Genomic DNA, 17,341 nt, shown 5'->3' with positions numbered 1-17,341 from the left:
TGTGGAAGAACGCCCGGCCGTCGGCGCGCGGCGAGGCTCGGCCACCGCGGCATCGCCCGCTGGAACCCGCCGCAGAACTGGATCATCTCCCGCGAGCAGGCGCATCCGGCTCTGGTCGGCGAGGCCGACTTCCTCGCCGACCAGGGCATGCGGGCCACCGCCACCGCGCCGGGGCGCACCTACCTCCTCGCCGGAGTGCTGCACTGCGGGGTGTGCGGGCGGCGAATGGACTCCTGCTGGTCCCACGACCGCCCGGCCTACCGCTGCCGACACGGCCGCACCACCGCCACCGGCCCCAGCACCGGTCGGCCACGCAACACCTACGTCCGTGAGGACCGCATCCTGGCCCGTCTGCCCGCCCTGCTGCTCCGCCTCACCGAAGGCGACGAGCCGACCAGTCCCGAAGCGGCAGCCGCCCGGCTGCGGGCCGAGAACGTGACCCTGACCTACGACCCGGCGGACCAGACCCTGACCGCCGGCACCCCGACGAGAGAAAGGATCCACATCGCCTGAGCCCCAGCGCCCCACTCCACCGCTGGGACGGACGCAGCAAAATGCACCCGTCCCTCACTCCAAGTGAGAGCCGGGTGCCAATGAAACCTGCCCGCAAACCCGCGGTCGTGGGGCAATCATGTGTCCGAGGGGGGACTTGAACCCCCACGCCCTTTACGGGCACTAGCACCTCAAGCTAGCGCGTCTGCCATTCCGCCACCCGGACCGGGTTGCCGTGCCGCGGCAGAGGGCCGCGGGGCACGGCCAACGATACCAAGGATTCGGGGGTGGCTCGCACCCGTATTTGGTTACGGGGCGTGGCCGGGGGCTGCGGGGGGTGAGCGGTGTGGCCCCGGCCCGCCGGTGGGGCGGCGGGCCGGGGGGTTCGGGGCGAGTGGGGCACAGGGCGGTGCGGTCAGGCGCGGAGGCGGTGGAGGTGGTTGGCCGAGCGGCGGGCGGTGGTGAGGGAGCCGGCCGGGTTGGTGGCGGGGTCCACCGCGTCGTCGCGTTCGACGAGCCAGTTGTGGTACTTGCGGTAGCGACCGCGCGCGACGGTGCTGATGAAGCGCTCGTAGTCGATGTCGCCGTCGCCCACGTCCACCATGTGGTAGCCGTCCTGGGACGCCTCGTCGTGCTCGCCGTCCTTGACGTGGAACAGCGGGAAGCGCCGCGGGTCGGCCGTGACGTAGTCCAGCGGGTCGAACGGGGCCGGGGTGCCGTCCGGGCGGACGCTGAAGCGGTGGACGCCGGTGTAGGCCCAGTAGATGTCCATCTCCATGAACACCAGGTCCGGGTCGGTCTCGGCGAGCATCAGGTCGTAGATGCGCACCGTCGGGTCGTCGGTGCAGAAGCCGAACTCGTTGCCGTGGTTGTGCTGGTAGAAGCGCAGGCCGCGGCGCCGGGCCGCCGCGCCGTAGGTGTTGAACTCCGCCGAGGCGCGCTTGACCCCGTCGACCGTGTTGCCGTAGCGGAACGGGCCGTCCCAGGTGCCGACGTACGGGATGTCCAGGGCCTCGGCGTCGTCGAGGACCTGCTCCAGGCTGGTGGCGAAGGAGTAGCCCGCCGGGTCGCCGACGTGGTACGCGACGTGGCTGCCGATGGCGCGCAGGCCGTGGTTGCGGGCCAGGCGGCGGAGCTGGGGCAGGGTGATGGGGCCGTTGCCCTGGGTGTAGCCGGCGTATTCGACCTGGTCGTAGCCGTAGCGCTCCAGGGCGTCGAAGACCTTGCCGAAGCCGGCCGTGCCGACCTGGTCGCGGAGGGTGTAGAGCTGGATGCCCAGCCGGCCGTGCGGGACGGCGGGCCGGCCGTGGCCGTGACCGTGACCGCCGCCGTGGCCACCGCCATGACCGTGGCCGCCGCCGTGCGGGTGCGCCGCGGCGCCCGTCGCGGCGGCGGTGCCGGCTATCGCCGCCGCCGTGGTGCCGGCGGCGACGCCGAGGAATCTGCGTCTGTTGAGGGCGTGGTCGAGTTCTTCGCTGTTCTTGGTGGACATGGCAACGCTCCTTGACGGGCGGATCGGCTAGTCGAGACCGGCGAGCGACAGCAGCAGGGACTTCACGTCGGTCGCCGGTACGGGACCCGAGGTGGCTCCCGGCCGGGTGGTGATCAGCACGGGGCCGTCGCGCTCGTCCTCCGGGAGGCGGCCGTGGGTGCCGCGCACCGGGGCGGGGTCGAGCGGGACGACGGCCAGGCGGTAGCGCATCCCGGCCTTCTTGCGGGCGATCGCGGAGACCGCCCGCAGGCGTACGTACGGGTCGGTGGGGTCCATGAACAGCTCGGCGGGGTCGTAGCCGGGTTTGCGGTGGATCTCGACGAGCTGGGCGAAGTCCGGGGCACGGTCGTCGTCGAGCCAGTAGTAGTACGTGAACCAGGCGTCCTGCTCCGCCACCGCGACCAGTTCGCCGGAGCGCGGGTGGTCCAGGCCGTGGGCCTTCTTGCCGGAGTCGGAGAGGACGTCGGCGACGCCGGGGAGCTTGGTGAGGATCTCCCGGGTGGCCTCGATGTCCGCGGGGTCGCGGACGTAGACGTGGGCGATCTGGTGGTCCGAGACCGCGAAGGCGCGCGACGCCCACGGGTCCAGGTACTCCATCCCGTCCTGCGTGTAGACCTCCAGCAGCCCGGCCTTGCGCAGCGCGCGGTTGACGTCCACGGGCCTGGCCGCCTGCGTGATGCCGTACTCCGAGAGCACCACGGTCTCCGCGTCCGCCGCCCGCGCGTCGGCCAGCAGCGGCGCCAGCGCGTCGTCCAGCTCGCGCGCGGCGGCGTGCGAGCGCGGGTCGTCGGGACCGTAGCGCTGGAGGTCGTAGTCGAGGTGCGGGAGGTAGACGAGGGTGAGGTCAGGGCTGTACGCGTCGAGGATGTGCCGCGAGGCGTCGATGATCCACTGCGAGGACACGATGCTCGCGGTGGGCCCCCAGTAGGTGAAGAGGGGGAACGTGCCGAAGGCGGAATACAGTTCGTCCTTCAGCTCCGGCGGCCGGGTGTAGCAGTCGGGCTCCTTGCGGCCGTCGGCGTAGTAGACGGGGCGCGGGGTGACGATGTAGTCGGTGTCCATGCCCATCGCGTACCACCAGCAGACGTTGGCCACGGTGTAGCCGGGGTACGCGCGCCGGGCGGCGTCCCACAGCTTGTCGCCGCCGACGAGCTGGTTGTGCTGGCGCCACAGGAAGATCTCGCCCACGTCGCGGAAGTACCAGCCGTTGGCGACGATCCCGTGCTCCGCCGGTGTGGCGCCGGTGAGGATCGTCGACTGCACGGTGCAGGTGACGGCGGGCAGCGGCGGCGTCAGCGCGCTGTTCGAGCCGGCGTCGGCCAGCGCGCGCAGGTGGGGCATGTGGTCGAGGAGACGCGGCGTGAGACCGACGACGTCGACGACGACCAGCCGCTTCGGGGGCGTCATGGCAGCTCCTTCAGGCCGAGCGAGGTGAGCAGGTCGCGGGCGACGGACAGTTCGGCGGCGATGCCGTCGGCGAGCTGTGCGCGGCTGCGCGGCCGCAGGTGTGCGGGCAGAGCCTGCCAGGTGTACGTCTCCACTTCCAGGTGCCGGGTCAGCGGCACGGGACCGCCGACGAGGCGCGCCAGCGTCTCTTCGAGCACCGGCGTCGTGGCCTTCAGCGGCGGCTCCAGCGGCGCGTGCAGCGGTACGTGGAAGTGGGCGCGCCACGGGCCGTCGTCGGGGAGGCCGCCGGCCAGTGCCTCGTCGAGGTCGTCGGTGGCGCGTACGGAGCCGTCGGCGGTGCGGATCCGGGTCTGGTGCAGGAACCGCGGCTCCGCGAAGGCGGCCAGCGCGGTCCGTACCCCCGGGTCCGCCGGGCGGTCGGCCACCAGGGCCGCGGAGAGCTGCGACTTGACGATGGGCAGGCCCGCGTCGGTGATGCCGGCGATGGCGGTGGCCGGGTCCTCGAAGGACGTGGCCAGGTGGCAGGTGTCGACGCAGAGTCCGATGCGCTCCGGGGGCGGCGCGCCCTCCGCGGTGAGCGCCGCGACCGCGTCGGCGGTGGTCTCGACCGTGCAGCCGGGCTCCGGCTCCAGGCCGACGCGGATGGAGCGGCCGGTCAGCTCCTCGATGGCGTCGAGGCGCGCGGCCAGGGTGCCGAGCGCCGTCAGCGACGCCTTGCGGGCGGCCTCGTCGAAGTCGGTGCGCCAGGCGAGCGGGAGGGTGGAGATGGTGCCCTCGGTGACGTCGTCGGGCAGCAGGGCGGCGAGCAGCCGGGCCAGCTCGACGGTGTGGTCCAGGCGCTCGGGCTCGGTCCAGTCGGGGCGGTAGACGCGGTACTTGACGACCTCGTCGCCGAACCCCTGGTACGGGAAGCCGTTGAGGGTGACGGCCTCCAGGCCGCGTTCGTCGAGCGCCTTCTTCAGCCGGCGCAGCGCCGCGGGGTCGGAGCCGAGGGTGCGGACGGCGTCGCGCGCGAGCCACAGGCCGATGCCCAGCCGGTCGCGGCCGAGCCGGCGGCGCACCGGCTCGGCGTGGTCGCGCAGTTGCGCCATCACCCCGTCGAGGTCCTCGGCGGGGTGCACGTTGGTGCAGTACGCGAGGTGGACGAGGGATCCGTCGGGGTGTCTGAAGCGCATGGCTCAGCTTCCCCCTCGGAGGATGGAGTTCCCTTCGTACGTGGCCCCGCCGGCGTCCGGCTTCTCCGGCTCCAGCTCCAGCCGGCCGCTCTGGCCGTAGAACGCCACCGGGTTCTGCCAGAGCACCTTGTCGACGTCGGCGTCGGTGAAGCCGGCGGCGAGCATGGCGTCGGCGGTCTTGCGGGTCTTGAGCGGGTCGCTCTTGCCCCAGTCGGCGGCGGAGTTGACGAGCATCCGCTCGGTGCCGTACTCGCGCAGGATGCGGACCATCCGGTCCTCGTCCATCTTGGTGTCGGGGTAGATGGAGAAGGCCGCCCAGCAGCCGCTGTCCAGGGCGGCGGCCACCGTCGTCTCGTTGAGGTGGTCGAGGATGACGCGCTCGGGCGCCAGTCGGGACTCGCGTACGACGTCGAGGGTGCGGGCGAGGCCGGCGGCCTTGTCGCGGTGCGGCGTGTGCACCATGGCGGGCAGCCCGTGGTCGGCGGCCAGCTCCAACTGGGCGGCCAGCGCGTGGTCCTCGGCCGGGGTCATGGAGTCGTAGCCGATCTCGCCGACGGCCACGACGTGGTCCTTCAGCAGGTAGCGCGGCAGCTCCTGGAGAACCGGCAGGAGGCGCGGGTCGTTGGCCTCCTTGGGGTTGAGCGCGAGCGTGCAGTGGTGCGCGATGCCGTACTGGGCGGCGCGGAAGGGCTCCCAGCCGAGCAGCGAGTCGAAGTAGTCGTAGAAGCTCTGCGGGGAGGTGCGGGGCTGCCCCAGCCAGAAGGAGGGCTCGACGAGGGCGCGCACGCCCGCGTCGTACATGGCCGCGTAGTCGTCGGTCGTGCGGGACGTCATGTGGATGTGCGGGTCGAAGATGCGCATCACACCTCCTTGCGGGTCAGGGCGAGTATCCGGTCGAGGTCCGCCGGCACGTCGCGGCCGGCGGCCGTCCGCTCGCGGGCGTAGTCGGTGAGCATGCGGGCGAGTTCGCCGTCGCCGGCGGCGCGGTCGGCCAGGCCGGCGACCTCGTCGGCGGGCACGCCGGTGAACAGGCACTTGAGGACGGCCTGCCGCCAGGCGTGCTCGCCGAGGTGCGTGGCGGCGTAGGGGCCGAGGGCGGCGGCGACCAGGCGGGTGTCGTTGGTACGCAGCGCGTCCTCGACCAGCGGTACGGCGCCGGGGCCCAGGTCCAGGTGCGGCAGCGCGCGCAGCACGGCGCGGCGTTCGGCGGCGTCGCCGCGGTCGTAGACGCGGGTGGCGACCTGCTCGTCGGCGCGGGCGGCGTGCAGGATCAGCACGCGTACGGCGTCGGCCGCCTCCGCGCCGCAGCGGCGGCGCGCGGCGGCGAAGTGGGCCTCCCAGGCGAGCAGTCCGGCGCTGGGGCCGGGGGTGTCCGCGGCGGCGTCGGCGAGCGCGGCGGCGAGCCACTCGCGGGCCTCCGGCGCGAGTCCGGCCTCGACGGACGCGCGCAGGGCGGCGGCCGTCCCGGCGGGTCCGGCGGCGGGTACGGGGGCGGGTGCGGACGCGGGTGCGTCGGGGTTGGGGGTCACCACTGCGCGGCTCCTTTCACTCGGGTCACGGACACGGCGCGCGGCACACGGGCCCCGGCATACCGCACGGCCGCGACGGCCCGGCGAACTCCGGGCGTCCGCGGGGCGGCGGGGGCGGGTACGTACGGCGGGCGGGTGCTCAGCACGGCACCGCTCCTCTCGCCCGCGCCTCTTCCTCCGCCGCGCGCAGGAAACGGATGGAGCTGCCCGCCAGCTCGGGGCCCGCGTGCGAGTGCCGGGGCAGCTCGACGCTGATCAGGCCCCGGTAGCCGGTGGTCTGGAGGGCTTCGAGCACCGACGGGAAGCCGATCTCGCCCTCGCCGAAGGGCAGGTGCTCGTGCACGCCCCGGCACATGTCCTCGATCTGCACGTGCGCGAGCCAGGGCGCGGCGGCGCGCACGCAGTCGGCGGGCAGCGCCTCCTCCAGGCACTGGCAGTGCCCGATGTCCAGGGTCAGCGCCAGCGCCGGCGGGTCGCCCAGCTCCTCGCGCAGCCGGTGGAACCCGGCGAGGTCGTACAGCAGATGGCCGGGCTCCGGCTCGATGGCCAGCGGCACCCCGGCGGCGTCCGCGGCGGCCAGCACCGGGGTCAGCTCGGCGCCCAGCCGCTTCCAGGCGTCCGGCTCCGCCACCCCGTACGGGCGCGTGCCGCTGAAGCAGTGCACGGCGTTGGCGCCCAGCTCCGCCGCGACGTTCACGGCGGTGCGCAGCAGCCGGGACCGTACGGCGCGGGCCTCGGGGTCGGGGTCGAGCAGCGTGGGGTGGTGCTTGCGGCGCGGGTCGAGGACGTAGCGGGCGCCGGTCTCGATGGTCACCGCGAGCCCGTGCCGGGCCAGCAGCCGCCGCACGGTGGCCGTGCGGGCGGGCAGGTCGGGCGCGAGCGGGTCGAGGTGCATGTGGTCGAGGGTGAGCGCGATGCCGTCGTAGCCGAGGTCGGCCAGGAGCGCGACGGCGTCGGTGAGCCGCAGGTCGGTGAGGCCGTTGGTGCCGTAGGCCAGGCGCAGCCGGGTCATGTCGGGCTCACCTTCCGGGCGAGCCGGCGGGCGACGGGCACGAGGGCCAGCAGCGCGGCGGCGCTGCCGGGCGCGCCGGCGCGGGCGGCGAGGGCGGACTGGAGCGGGATCATGGCGCGGATGCCGCCGCCGACCGCGCGCTGGGTGAGCTGCGGGCTGGGGTTGAGTGCGGCGTGCAGGTACGGGCGGACGGCGGTGGCGGCGTACGCGCCGGCGAGCAGGTCGCCGGGGGTGAGCGCGAGCCGGGGTCCGCCGGGCGGTGGTGCGCCGGTCCTGTCCGGCGGGCGCGGTTGCGGATCCGGTGCGGGATACGGGTCGTTGCCGTGGCGCAGGGTGGCGGCGACGGCGGTGGTGACGGCGAGGCCGACGAGCGGGACGGCCGTCGAGCCGCCCTCCACCTCGCGGCGGGAGACGACGGTGACCGCGTAGGTGTGGACGCCCAGGAGGAGGGCGGCGGCGAGCGGGCCGTCGGTGACGCCCGCCCCTGTCGTACGGGCCCCGCCGGTCGCGGCTGCGTCGCGTACGGGCAGCAGGCCCGCCGGCTTCGCACCCGCGCCCGCGCGGGCGCCGGTCGCCGCGGCGCCCAGGAGCAGGTCCAGGGTGCGGGCGGCGGCCATCGCGGCGGGCCCCGCTGGGGTGTTCTTCAGCTTCAGGTCGTACGCCCACACCGCCCCCGCGAGCGCCGTGGCGAGCGCGAGCGGCCGGCGGCCCGCGGCGGCGGCCAGACCGAGGCTCGCCGCGGTCAGGGCGGCGGCGGCGGTCAGCGCGGCGCGGGGGGTGATCCGGCCGGAGGGCAGCGGGCGCTGCGGGCGCTCGACGGCGTCGACGTCGCGGTCGGCGTAGTCGTTGAGCGCCATGCCCGCCTCGTAGAGGCAGAGGGAGGAGCCGATGGCCAGCGCGGTGCCGCGGTTGGGGCGCAGCCCGGCGGCGGCGGCGCCGGCGAGGGCGTCGCCGGGGACGGTGAACAGCGCCGAGACGCGGAGCAGTTCGACCCAGGCGCGGGCCTGCGCGGCCTTCGACGGGGGCTGCCTGCGCCCCTGGGCGCTGCGCGCCTCCGGCTCGGTGGGCCCGGCGGTGCGAGGCCGGCGCAGCACGGCGGGCCCGGCGCCGGAGACGGCGGCGGCGAGCAGTACCGCTCCCCCGGCCACCGCGGCGGCGGCAGGCCCGCGGCCCGCCGGTGCGGCGCCACGGCTCCGGCGCACCCGCGCGGCCACCCCCGCGGCGCCCGCGCCCACCACTGCTCCGGAGACGACGGCGACCGGCGACGGACTGCCGGCCGGCCGGCCGCGACGGCGGCGGCGGGCCGCGGCCCCCGCGCCCAGCGCGAGCAGCCCCGCTCCGCCGGCCAGCGCGGCGACCCGGGTTGTCCCCCGGCCGCGTGCGGCGGCGGCGACGGTGCCCAGGACACCCGCGCCCGCAACCCCCGCGACGCCCGCGCCCAGCGCAAGCAGGCGGACGCCGCCCGGCCGGTTCGCGGTCACCGGGCGGCGTGATCCGTCCTTCGCGGCGCTCATCGCGTCACCCGCAGGCGCTCCGCGACGGACAGCAGCTCGCGCCACTGGTCGGCGAGGCCGGGCGGGCCGCCGTCCGGGTCCTTGAAGAAGAACCCGAGGCCCGGCACCGGCCCCGAGATCCCGGCCTCGTGGGCGCGGGCGACGATCCGGACGAGGTCGAGGACCAGGGGCGCGGCGAGCGCCGAGTCGCAGCCCTGCCAGATGGTCTGGAGCACCATGCGGGTGCCGAGGAAGCCGTCGAAGACGACGTGGTCCCAGGCGGTCTTCCAGTCGCCGAGTGCGGGCACGTCGTCGATGTGCACCTCGCCGTCGACGCCGGCGCCGAGGGAGTCGGCGAGTACCCGCTCCTTGCCGACGTTCTTGGCCGCCGCGGCGGCCGGGTCGCCGGCGAGGTTGGCGCCGTCGCCGCCGCCGAGGAGGTTGGTGCCGGACCAGGCGCGTACGTCCAGGGCGCGCTGGAGGAACATCGGCGCCAGCACCGAACGCAGCAGCGTCTGCCCGGTCTTGCCGTCGCGGCCGGCGTACGGCAGGCCGGAGGCGGCGGCCGGCTCGCGCAGCCGCGGGTGGTGCATGCCGGTGGAGGGGGTGAAGTTGACGTACGCGCAGCCGGCCCGCAGGGCGGCGGCGGCGTAGCAGGACGAGGCGGGCAGCGCGTCGCCGGTGGCGACCGGCTCGGTGGAGGCGACGTTGACGACGACGGCGCGGGCGAGGTTGCGGCGGCGTACGAAGTCGGTGATGTCGGCGGCGTACGAGTCGATCAGCGCGTCCTCGTCGTACGGCTCGCCGGGCTCCGGGCCGCCGGTCCGTATCTCCTCGTCGGCGGCGGCCAGTTCGGCGCCGACGGCGGCGGGCAGCCCGTGCGGGAGCACGCCGCCGGCGGCGAGTTCTTCCGCACGCTTGGGCAGCGGGGTGCAGGTCACGTCGTGGCCGCCGAAGACCAGCCGGCCGGGGGCCGGCAGCCCGCAGTCGGCGAACGGCGCGGTCTCGGTGACCATGCCGGCCGCGGGATGGAGTCCGGCTGCCAGGGCGGCACAGCCGGTGATCACGGTCGTGGCGACGGAGCCGCGGGCGCCGACGAGCCAGACGCCGGTATCGGCTGTCACCGGGTTGGCCGGTTGCGGCGCTGTGTCTTGTGGATGGACCGTCACGGCTGCTGCCTCCCACGTGTGTTCAGTTCAGCTACACGGTGCGCCCGTGGGCGGGAGGCGTCGTGACCTCCCGCCCACGGCGTTCAGGGGAGATCCTTCACCAGGATGTTGCGGAACGACACCTGGTCGTCGGCACCGTGGTTCTGGATCCCGATGTGTCCGTCCGCAAGGCTGCGGGCGGGGTCGGTGTTGGTGAAGTCGTTGATCTTCACGTCGTTGAGGAAGATCTGGAGGTGCTCACCCTCGACGCGCAGTTCGAAAGTGTTCCACTCCCCCGGCGGGTTGAGCGCCTCGTCGCGCGCGGCGACGTCGGCGGACTGGAAGCCGTAGACGGCCCCCGTGGTGCGGTCCGCGGCGTCGGTGGCGTCGATCTGGATCTCGTAGCCGTTGTTCACGGCCGACCAGGGGTCGTCGGAGGCCGGGAAGCCGATGAAGACGCCGGAGTTGTCGTCGCCCTCCATTCGCCAGTCGAGCTTCAGGGAGTACGAGGTGAACTCACGGGCCTCGTACCACAGCATGCCCATGCCGCCTTCCGAGGTCAGGGTGCCGTCCTCCAGGCGGAACGAACCCGGACCGGCCTGCTTCCAGCCCTCCGTGGAGGTGCCGTCGAAGATCGGAGTGTAGTCGCTCTCGGCCGCACTACAGTCCGACTCGACGGCCCCGGTGGCGTACTGGATGCCGCCGAGCAGATGGGTGCGGAAGTCCGGCTCCGCGTACGACTCCTTGGTGTGCCCGCCGCCGGTGTAGAAGGACCGGCCGTTCTCGTACGTCTGGCACCAGGCGATGGGGTGGTCCCCGCCCATGTTCCCGCCGGTGTACGAGCTTTCGTCCAGGGTGGCGAGCACCCGGGCCTGGTCGCGGGGGTTGGTGCGGTAGTTGTACCACTCGTCGTGGCGGACCCACTCGTCACCCAGGTGCGCGGTGGCGGGGTGGTCGTGGTCCTCGACCTTGACCGTGGCGTCCTGGTTGTGCGGGTGCGAGTCGAAGTACGCGCCGACCAGGCCGCCGTAGAACGGCCAGTCGTACTCGGTGTCCGCGGCGGCGTGTACGCCGACGTAGCCGCCGCCGGCGCCGACGTAGTCCTCGAACGCCTGCTGCTGGGTGGTGTCGAGCACGTCGCCGGTGGTGGAGAGGAAGACGACGGCGTCGTACTGCTGGAGGTTCTCGGCGGTGAACGCGCCGGCGTCCTCGGTGGCGTCGACGGTGAAGTCGTTCTCGGCCCCGAGCTGCTGGATGGTCGCGATGCCGTCGGGGATGGAGTCGTGCCGGAAACCCGCGGTCTTGGAGAAGACGAGCACGTGCTCGCCCGCCGCCTCCTCGGCGGGCCTCTCCGCGGGCTTCTCGGCGACGGCGGAGGAGGTGTTCATGGCCATCCCGGTGAGCAGGACGGCCGCGGCCCCGAGGGCCAGACGTCCGGGAGCTTTCATGTGGGGTGCTCCTTGAGGGTCGTCGGGTGGATGGCGCCCCGCCGGCCCCCTAGGGGGCCGGCGGGACGGTGGGGGGAGCTATCCGGTGGTGAGGGTGAAGTCGTCCAGGTCGTACAGCGAGCCTGCGCCGCCGACGAAGACGAGGTACAGCTCGGTGGTGCCGTCCGGGGCGCCCGACAGGGATGCCGTGACGTCCTGGAACGTGTCCCATCCGCCGGTGACGGGTACCGCGGTGGAGCCGAGGAGCGTCCCGTCGGGGGCGCCCGCGCGCACCTCCAGGGTGCCGCCGGCGCCGGCGGAGGCGATCCGGGCGGTCAGCTCGGTGGCGTCCGAGAGGACCCAGGGCTCGAAGGCGATCCAGTCGCCGTTGTCGATGTAGCCGACGGACTTGCCGCCGTTGGCCGCCGCCTTGTCCGTGACCTCGACGCCTTCGGAGCTGTCGTAGTGCTCGGCCTGGCGGTGCCTGGGCTGGAGCTTGGCCTGGTCGGTCCCGGTCAGGGCGCCCTGGCCGCCGCCCCCGCCGTCGGTGTACGTGGCGGTGAGGCCGCCGTAGAGGTTGGCGTTCGGGTCGTGCTCACCGTCCGCGGTGGTCTTGAGCGTGCCGCTGCACCCGTTGGCGTTCGCCATCTCGTGGCCGTGCGAGTCGTGGCCCAGGATGTACGCGACCCGCACCTTGGTGCAGTCGACGTCGCCGTCCTCGGGGTCGGTGACGGTGACCTCGAAGGGCACGTCGTCGCCGAAGCTGAAGGACTGGCCGTCCCGGGGCAGCTCCAGGGTCACGGCGGGGGCGGTGTTGCCCACGGTGATCTGGACGTTGGCGCTGCCGGTGAGCCCGTCGGGGTCGGAGACCGTGAGGGTGACGTTGTACGTGCCGTTCCCGGCGTACGAGTGCGAGGGGTGGGCCTCGTCGGAGGTGCCACCGTCGCCGAAGTCCCAGGCGTACGTCAGGCCGGCGCTGTCCGGGTCGGTCGTGCCCTCGGAGGAGAACTGCACGGCCAGGGGCGCCTGCCCGGAGGTGACGTCGGCGGACGCCACGGCGGTCGGGGAGGCGCCGCCGTTGATGGTCTCGATGCGGTAGAGGGCGGAGTTCTCGTCGCCGCCGAAGTAGCCGGTGCCGTAGTCGAGGACGTAGAGGGCGCCGTCGGGGCCGAAGTCCATGTCCATGACCTGGGTGCCGGCCCAGGGGAAGTCGCTGATGGCGGAGACGGTGCCGTCGCTGCCCTGCTCGACCCGCTTGATCCACTTGCGGCCGAACTCGCCGGCGAAGTAGTCGCCCTCGTACTCGGCCGGGAAGGCGACGGTGGAGCCGGGGTCGACCTCGTCCTGGCGGTAGACCGGGCCGCCCATCGGGGACTGGGAGCCGTTGCCGAACTCGGGCGGGCCGCCGTTGGGGCCGCCGTAGGGGATCCAGGCGGGCTGGGCGGGGGGCAGCTCGGTCAGGCCGGTGTTGTGCGGCGAGTTGTTCACCGGTGCCGAGCAGTCGAAGGCGCCGCCCGAGGCTCCCGAGCCGAAGTCGTAGTCGATGTAGGCGTCGTTGTCGCCGGTGCAGTACGGCCAGCCGAAGTTGCCGGGCTCGGTGATGCGGGCGAACTCGACCTGCCCCGCCGGGCCGCGGGTGCCGCTCGCGACACCGGCGTCGGGGCCGTAGTCGCCGAGGTAGACGGTGCCGGTGGCCTTGTCGACGCTCATCCGGAACGGGTTGCGGAAGCCCATGGCGTAGATCTCGGGCCTGGTCCTGTCCGTGCCGGGCGCGAAGAGGTTGCCGGCCGGGATGTCGTACGAGCCGTCGGCGTTGACCTTGATCCGCAGCACCTTGCCGCGCAGGTCGTTGGTGTTCGCCGAGGAGCGCTGGGCGTCGAACGCCGGGTTCCTATCGCCCCGTTCGTCGATGGGCGAGTAGCCGTCGGAGGCGAACGGGTTGGTGTCGTCACCGGTGGACAGGTACAGGTTGCCCTCGGCGTCGAAGTCGATGTCACCGCCCACGTGGCAGCAGATCCCGCGGGAGGCGGGCACGTCCAGGATCCCCTGCTCGCTGCCCATGTCCAGGGTGCCGTCGTCCTTCAGCACGAACCGGGACAGCCGGTTCGCACCGTCGAACCGCTCGAAGTCGGCGGGGCTGCCCGTCTCGGGGGCGCCGCCGCCGGGGGTGTCGAGGGGCGGCGCGTAGTAGAGGTAGACGAAGCGGTTCTGCTCGAAGCCCGGGTCGACCCCGACGCCCTGGAGGCCCTCCTCGTCGTTGTTGTACACCGCGATGTCGCCGGCGACCTTGGTCGTACCGGCGGCGTCCGTCAGCCGTACCGTGCCGTCGCGGGAGGTGTGCAGCACCGACCGGTCGGGCAGCACGGCCATGGTCATGGGCTCGCCCATCTCCGGCTCGCCCTTGGCCAGCGTCACCTGCTGGAACTCCGCCGCCGCCGGCGCGGGGTGCTCGTGGCCGGGATGCGCGGAGCCGGTGACCGACGTGCTCAGCACGACGGCGGGTGCGGCCAGCAGGGCCGCCGCCGCCATCGCGATGGTTCTCCGGATCTTTCTGGTCTGCACCTGATCTCTCCTGCCGAGAGTGGGGGGTTTATGTCAGGGACATCACAGGAACGTAACCGTCTTTTGCGGGATAGAGAAGCCCTTTGACGGGACTTCAGTTATCTTCATCCTTGATGCGGACAAAGTGTGCCCCGGACATGCCGGAGCAGCCCGGCGGCAGGTGCCGCCGCCGGGCTCCCCTCCCCGCCGCTACGGCGGTCAGTCGCCGCCGAAGGCGGCGTCGAACGACGCCTGCGGAGGCTCGAAGTCGAGCGCCTTGAGCGCGCGCAGCGCCTCCGGCGCACCCTGGAGCCGGTCCATGCCGGCGTCCTCCCACTCCACCGAGATCGGACCCTCGTAGCCGATCGAGCGGAGCATCCGGAAGACGTCCTCCCACGGCACGTCGCCGTGGCCGGCCGAGACGAAGTCCCAGCCGCGGCGCGGATCGCCCCAGGGCAGGTGCGACCCCAGCCGGCCGTTGCGGCCGTCGAGCCGCTTGCGGGCCTCCTTGCAATCCACGTGGTAGATGCGGTCCTTGAAGTCCCAGAGGAACCCGACCGGGTCCAGGTCCTGCCAGACGAAGTGGCTGGGGTCGAAGTTCAGCCCGAAGGCGGGCCGGTGGCCGACCGCCTCCATCGCCTGGTGCGTCGTCCAGTAGTCGTACGCGATCTCCGACGGGTGCACCTCGTGCGCGAAGCGCACGCCCTCGGCGTCGAAGACGTCGAGGATCGGGTTCCAGCGGTCGGCGAAGTCCTGGTAGCCGCGCTCGATCATGTGCGGCGGCACCGGCGGGAACATCGCCACCAGGTGCCAGATCGACGAGCCGGTGAAGCCGATGACGGTGTCCACGCCGAAGGCCGCCGCCGCCCGCGCGGTGTCGGCGATCTCGGCGGCGGCCCGCTGCCGGACGCCCTCGGGCTCGCCGTCGCCCCAGATCCGGGCCGGCAGGATGGCCTGGTGGCGCTCGTCGATGGGGTGGTCGCAGACCGCCTGGCCCACCAGGTGGTTGGAGATCGCCCAGCACTTCAGGCCGTACTTCTCCAGCAACCGATGGCGGCCGTCGAGGTAGCCGGGCTCGTTGAGGGCCTTGTCCACCTCGAAGTGGTCGCCCCAGCAGGCGAGTTCGAGGCCGTCGTAGCCGAAGTCGCGGGCGAGCCGGCAGACCTCCTCCAGGGGGAGGTCGGCCCACTGGCCGGTGAAGAGGGTGAAGGACCGGGGCATCGTGCGCTGCCTCTTTCTCCGGAGTGCCTCCGGGGGTGGTCGGCTGATCCGGGGGTGGTCAGGTGGCTTGGTCGGCTTGTGCCACGGGCGTGTAGACGGAGTTCTTCTGCGCGCTCTCCTCCACGGCCGCCAGCACCCGCTGCACCTGTAGCCCGTCCGCGAAGGACGGTGCGGGCTGCGTGCCGGCGGCGACGGCGTGGACGAGGTCGCGGACCTGGTGCACGAAGGTGTGCTCGTACCCCAGGCCGTGGCCCGGCGGCCACCACGCCTCCAGGTAGGGGTGCTCCGGCTCGGTGACCAGCACCCGCCGGAAACCGGCGGTCTCGGCCGGCTCCGCGTGGTCGTGCAGCTCCAGCTCGTTCAGCCGCTCCAGGTCGAAGGCGAGCGAGCCGGACTCGCCGTTCAGCTCCACCGACAGGGCGTTCTTGCGGCCCGCGGCCATCCGGCTGACCTCGAAGGACGCCAGCGCCCCCGAGGCCATCCGGCCGGTGAACAGGGCGGCGTCGTCCACCGTGACCGGACCGCGCTCGCCGCCGCCGTCCGCGGCGCCGGAGAGCCCCGCCGCCGCGGACGGCAGCGGACGCTCCTTGACGAACGTCTCGGTCTGCGCCGAGACACCCACCAGCGGCTCGCCGGTCAGGAACTGCGCCAGGTCGACGATGTGCGCGCCGAGGTCCCCGAGCGCCCCCGAGCCGGCCTTCTCCCGCTGCATCCGCCAGGCGAGGGGGAAGTCCGGATCGACGAGCCAGTCCTGGAGGTACGTCACACGCACGTGCCGCAGCGCACCCAGCCGGCCGCGCGCGATCAGCTCGCGCGCGTAGGCCAGGGCCGGCACCCGGCGGTAGTTGAAGCCGACCATGGCGAGCTGCCCGCGCTCCCGCGCCCGCGCCGCGGCGTCGACCATGGCCTCGGCCTCGGCGACGGTGTTGGCGAGCGGCTTCTCGCACAGCACGTGCTTGCCCGCCTCCAGCGCGGCGATGGCGATCTCCGCGTGGCTGTCGCCCGGCGTGCAGACGTCGACGAGCTGCACGTCGTCCCGGGTGATGAGCCGGCGCCAGTCGGTCTCCGCGGCGGCCCAGCCCATCCGGCGGGCCGCGGTGGCCACCTTGTCCTCGTCGCGGCCGCAGATCGCGGCCATGACGGGAGTCAGCGGAAGGTCGAAGACCCGGGCGGCGGTCCGCCAGCCCTGCGAATGGGCCGCCCCCATGAACGCGTAGCCGACCATGCCGACGCCGAGCGCGGGTGCGGTCGTGTCGTGGGACATAGAACTCCTTGTCAGTAGGCTGCTTCCGGCGCGCCGCAGCGCTCGTTCCGGGATCTCCGGGGGTGCGGCTCCTGGCGCTGGGTTCCCGTCAGTTGAAGCCGGTCGGCAGGTACTGGTCGATGTTGTCCTTGCTCACGACGGCGGAGTACAACGTGATCGACGCGGGGATCTCGAACTCGGCCATGCCCGAGACGCCCTTCTGCTGGCCGAGGGCGCGCGCGAGGTCGATCGCGGACGCGGCCATCGTCGGCGGGTACAGGACGGTGGCCTTGATCACCGAGTCGTCGGCCTTGATGGAGTCCATCACCGCCTTGGAGCCGGCGCCGCCGACCATGATGAACTCGTCGCGGCCCGACTGGTCGATGGCCCGCTTGACGCCCACGCCCTGGTCGTCGTCGTGGTTCCACAGGGCGTCGAACTCCGGCACGGCCTGGAGGAGGTCGGACATCTTGCGCTGGCCCGACTCGACGGTGAACTCGGCGGCCTGCCGGGCCACCTTCTCGATGTTCGGGTAGTTCTTCAGCGCGTCGTCGAAGCCCGCCGTGCGCTGCTGGGTCAGCTCCAGGTTGTCGAGCCCGGCCAGCTCGACGACCTTCGCGTTCGACTTGCCCTTGAGCTGCTCGCCGATGAAGCGGCCGGCGTTCAGGCCCATGCCGTAGTTGTCGCCGCCGATCCAGCAGCGGTACGCCTGCGGGTCGTCGAAGATCCGGTCCAGGTTGATGACGGGGATGCCGGCCCGCATGGCCTTCAGCCCGGCCTGCGTCATCGCCTTGCCGTCGGCCGGCAGGATGACCAGGACGTCGACCTTCTTGTTGATCAGGGAGTCGACCTGGCCTATCTGGGTGGCCGTGTCGTTCGATCCCTCCGTGATGTCGAGGGTGACGTCCTCGTACTTCTCCGCGCGCGAGCGCGCGTTGTCGTTGATGGCGTTGAGCCAGCCGTGGTCGGCCTCGGGGCCGGCGAAGCCGATGGTGACCGGCTTGCCGGGCTTGTCGTCCGAGACGTTCGCCTGCTGCTGCTCGGAGCCGCCGTCGTCATCACTGTCGTCATTGCTGGTGCAACTGGTGAGGAAGGCCGCGGCCGAGACACCGGCGGCACCGAAGAGCATGTTTCTACGGCTGAAAGGAGATTCGGGCATGT

14 protein-coding genes and 1 tRNA gene are annotated in these 17,341 nt (G+C 73.2%); 1 reads left to right on the top strand and 14 read right to left on the bottom strand.

The window, feature by feature from the left end; translation table 11 throughout:
* Window positions 1-147: 147 nt before the first annotated feature.
* Window positions 148-513: a zinc ribbon domain-containing protein gene (locus QBL21_RS12455; RefSeq protein ID WP_407562213.1), complete on the top strand. Its 366-nt coding sequence runs from the start codon at window positions 148-150 to the stop codon at window positions 511-513.
* 121 nt (window positions 514-634) lie between these two features.
* Here the strand turns inward: QBL21_RS12455 and QBL21_RS12450 are convergent.
* The 14 genes from QBL21_RS12450 to QBL21_RS12385 all read right to left on the bottom strand — a co-directional run bounded on the left by QBL21_RS12450 (window position 635) and on the right by QBL21_RS12385 (window position 17,309).
* A tRNA-Leu gene (locus tag QBL21_RS12450) sits at window positions 635-718 on the bottom strand.
* Window positions 719-907: 189 nt separating this feature from the next.
* Window positions 908-1,984 (bottom strand): sugar phosphate isomerase/epimerase family protein, encoded by a 1,077-nt coding sequence (locus QBL21_RS12445; protein WP_407562212.1) that lies wholly within the window; start codon window positions 1,982-1,984, stop codon window positions 908-910.
* A 27-nt stretch (window positions 1,985-2,011) separates the two neighbouring features.
* Complete coding sequence (locus QBL21_RS12440) at window positions 2,012-3,391, bottom strand: alkaline phosphatase family protein (RefSeq protein ID WP_407562211.1); 1,380 nt, start codon at window positions 3,389-3,391, stop codon at window positions 2,012-2,014.
* Window positions 3,388-4,566, bottom strand: coding sequence for a metabolite traffic protein EboE (gene eboE / locus QBL21_RS12435; protein WP_407562210.1), 1,179 nt, complete (start codon window positions 4,564-4,566; stop codon window positions 3,388-3,390). Before eboE ends, QBL21_RS12440 begins: the two co-directional genes overlap by 4 nt.
* 3 nt (window positions 4,567-4,569) lie before the next feature.
* The gene (locus QBL21_RS12430; protein WP_407562209.1) at window positions 4,570-5,427 is read right to left on the bottom strand and encodes a TatD family hydrolase; all 858 of its coding nucleotides are present in this window, start codon (window positions 5,425-5,427) and stop codon (window positions 4,570-4,572) included.
* On the bottom strand, window positions 5,427-6,098 hold the full coding sequence (locus QBL21_RS12425) for an EboA domain-containing protein (protein ID WP_407562208.1): 672 nt from the start codon (window positions 6,096-6,098) through the stop codon (window positions 5,427-5,429). Before QBL21_RS12425 ends, QBL21_RS12430 begins: the two co-directional genes overlap by 1 nt.
* A gap of 136 nt (window positions 6,099-6,234) precedes the next feature.
* A complete protein-coding gene (locus tag QBL21_RS12420; RefSeq protein WP_407562207.1) occupies window positions 6,235-7,107 on the bottom strand; it encodes a sugar phosphate isomerase/epimerase family protein in 873 nt (290 codons plus the stop codon).
* Window positions 7,104-8,093, bottom strand: a complete 990-nt coding sequence (locus QBL21_RS12415; protein WP_407566402.1) for an SCO3242 family prenyltransferase — start codon at window positions 8,091-8,093, stop codon at window positions 7,104-7,106. Before QBL21_RS12415 ends, QBL21_RS12420 begins: the two co-directional genes overlap by 4 nt.
* A gap of 524 nt (window positions 8,094-8,617) precedes the next feature.
* On the bottom strand, window positions 8,618-9,769 hold the full coding sequence (locus tag QBL21_RS12410; protein ID WP_407562206.1) for an inositol-3-phosphate synthase: 1,152 nt from the start codon (window positions 9,767-9,769) through the stop codon (window positions 8,618-8,620).
* An 83-nt stretch (window positions 9,770-9,852) separates the two neighbouring features.
* The gene (locus QBL21_RS12405; protein WP_407562205.1) at window positions 9,853-11,196 is read right to left on the bottom strand and encodes a ThuA domain-containing protein; all 1,344 of its coding nucleotides are present in this window, start codon (window positions 11,194-11,196) and stop codon (window positions 9,853-9,855) included.
* Between the two features lie 78 nt (window positions 11,197-11,274).
* Window positions 11,275-13,704, bottom strand: a complete 2,430-nt coding sequence (locus QBL21_RS12400; RefSeq protein ID WP_407566401.1) for a PQQ-dependent sugar dehydrogenase — start codon at window positions 13,702-13,704, stop codon at window positions 11,275-11,277.
* 231 nt (window positions 13,705-13,935) lie between these two features.
* Window positions 13,936-14,937: a sugar phosphate isomerase/epimerase family protein gene (locus QBL21_RS12395; RefSeq protein ID WP_407562204.1), complete on the bottom strand. Its 1,002-nt coding sequence runs from the start codon at window positions 14,935-14,937 to the stop codon at window positions 13,936-13,938.
* 58 nt (window positions 14,938-14,995) lie between these two features.
* Window positions 14,996-16,201: a Gfo/Idh/MocA family protein gene (locus QBL21_RS12390; protein ID WP_407562203.1), complete on the bottom strand. Its 1,206-nt coding sequence runs from the start codon at window positions 16,199-16,201 to the stop codon at window positions 14,996-14,998.
* An 88-nt stretch (window positions 16,202-16,289) separates the two neighbouring features.
* The gene (locus tag QBL21_RS12385) at window positions 16,290-17,309 is read right to left on the bottom strand and encodes a substrate-binding domain-containing protein (protein WP_407562202.1); all 1,020 of its coding nucleotides are present in this window, start codon (window positions 17,307-17,309) and stop codon (window positions 16,290-16,292) included.
* Between the last annotated feature and the right edge of the window lie 32 nt (window positions 17,310-17,341).

Origin of the sequence: Streptomyces sp. 184, assembly GCF_045781775.1 — a bacterium.
GTDB lineage: Bacteria > Actinomycetota > Actinomycetes > Streptomycetales > Streptomycetaceae > Streptomyces.
The sequence above is the reverse complement of the archived record's forward strand: the minus strand, read 5'-3'. Positions and strand labels throughout refer to the sequence as shown.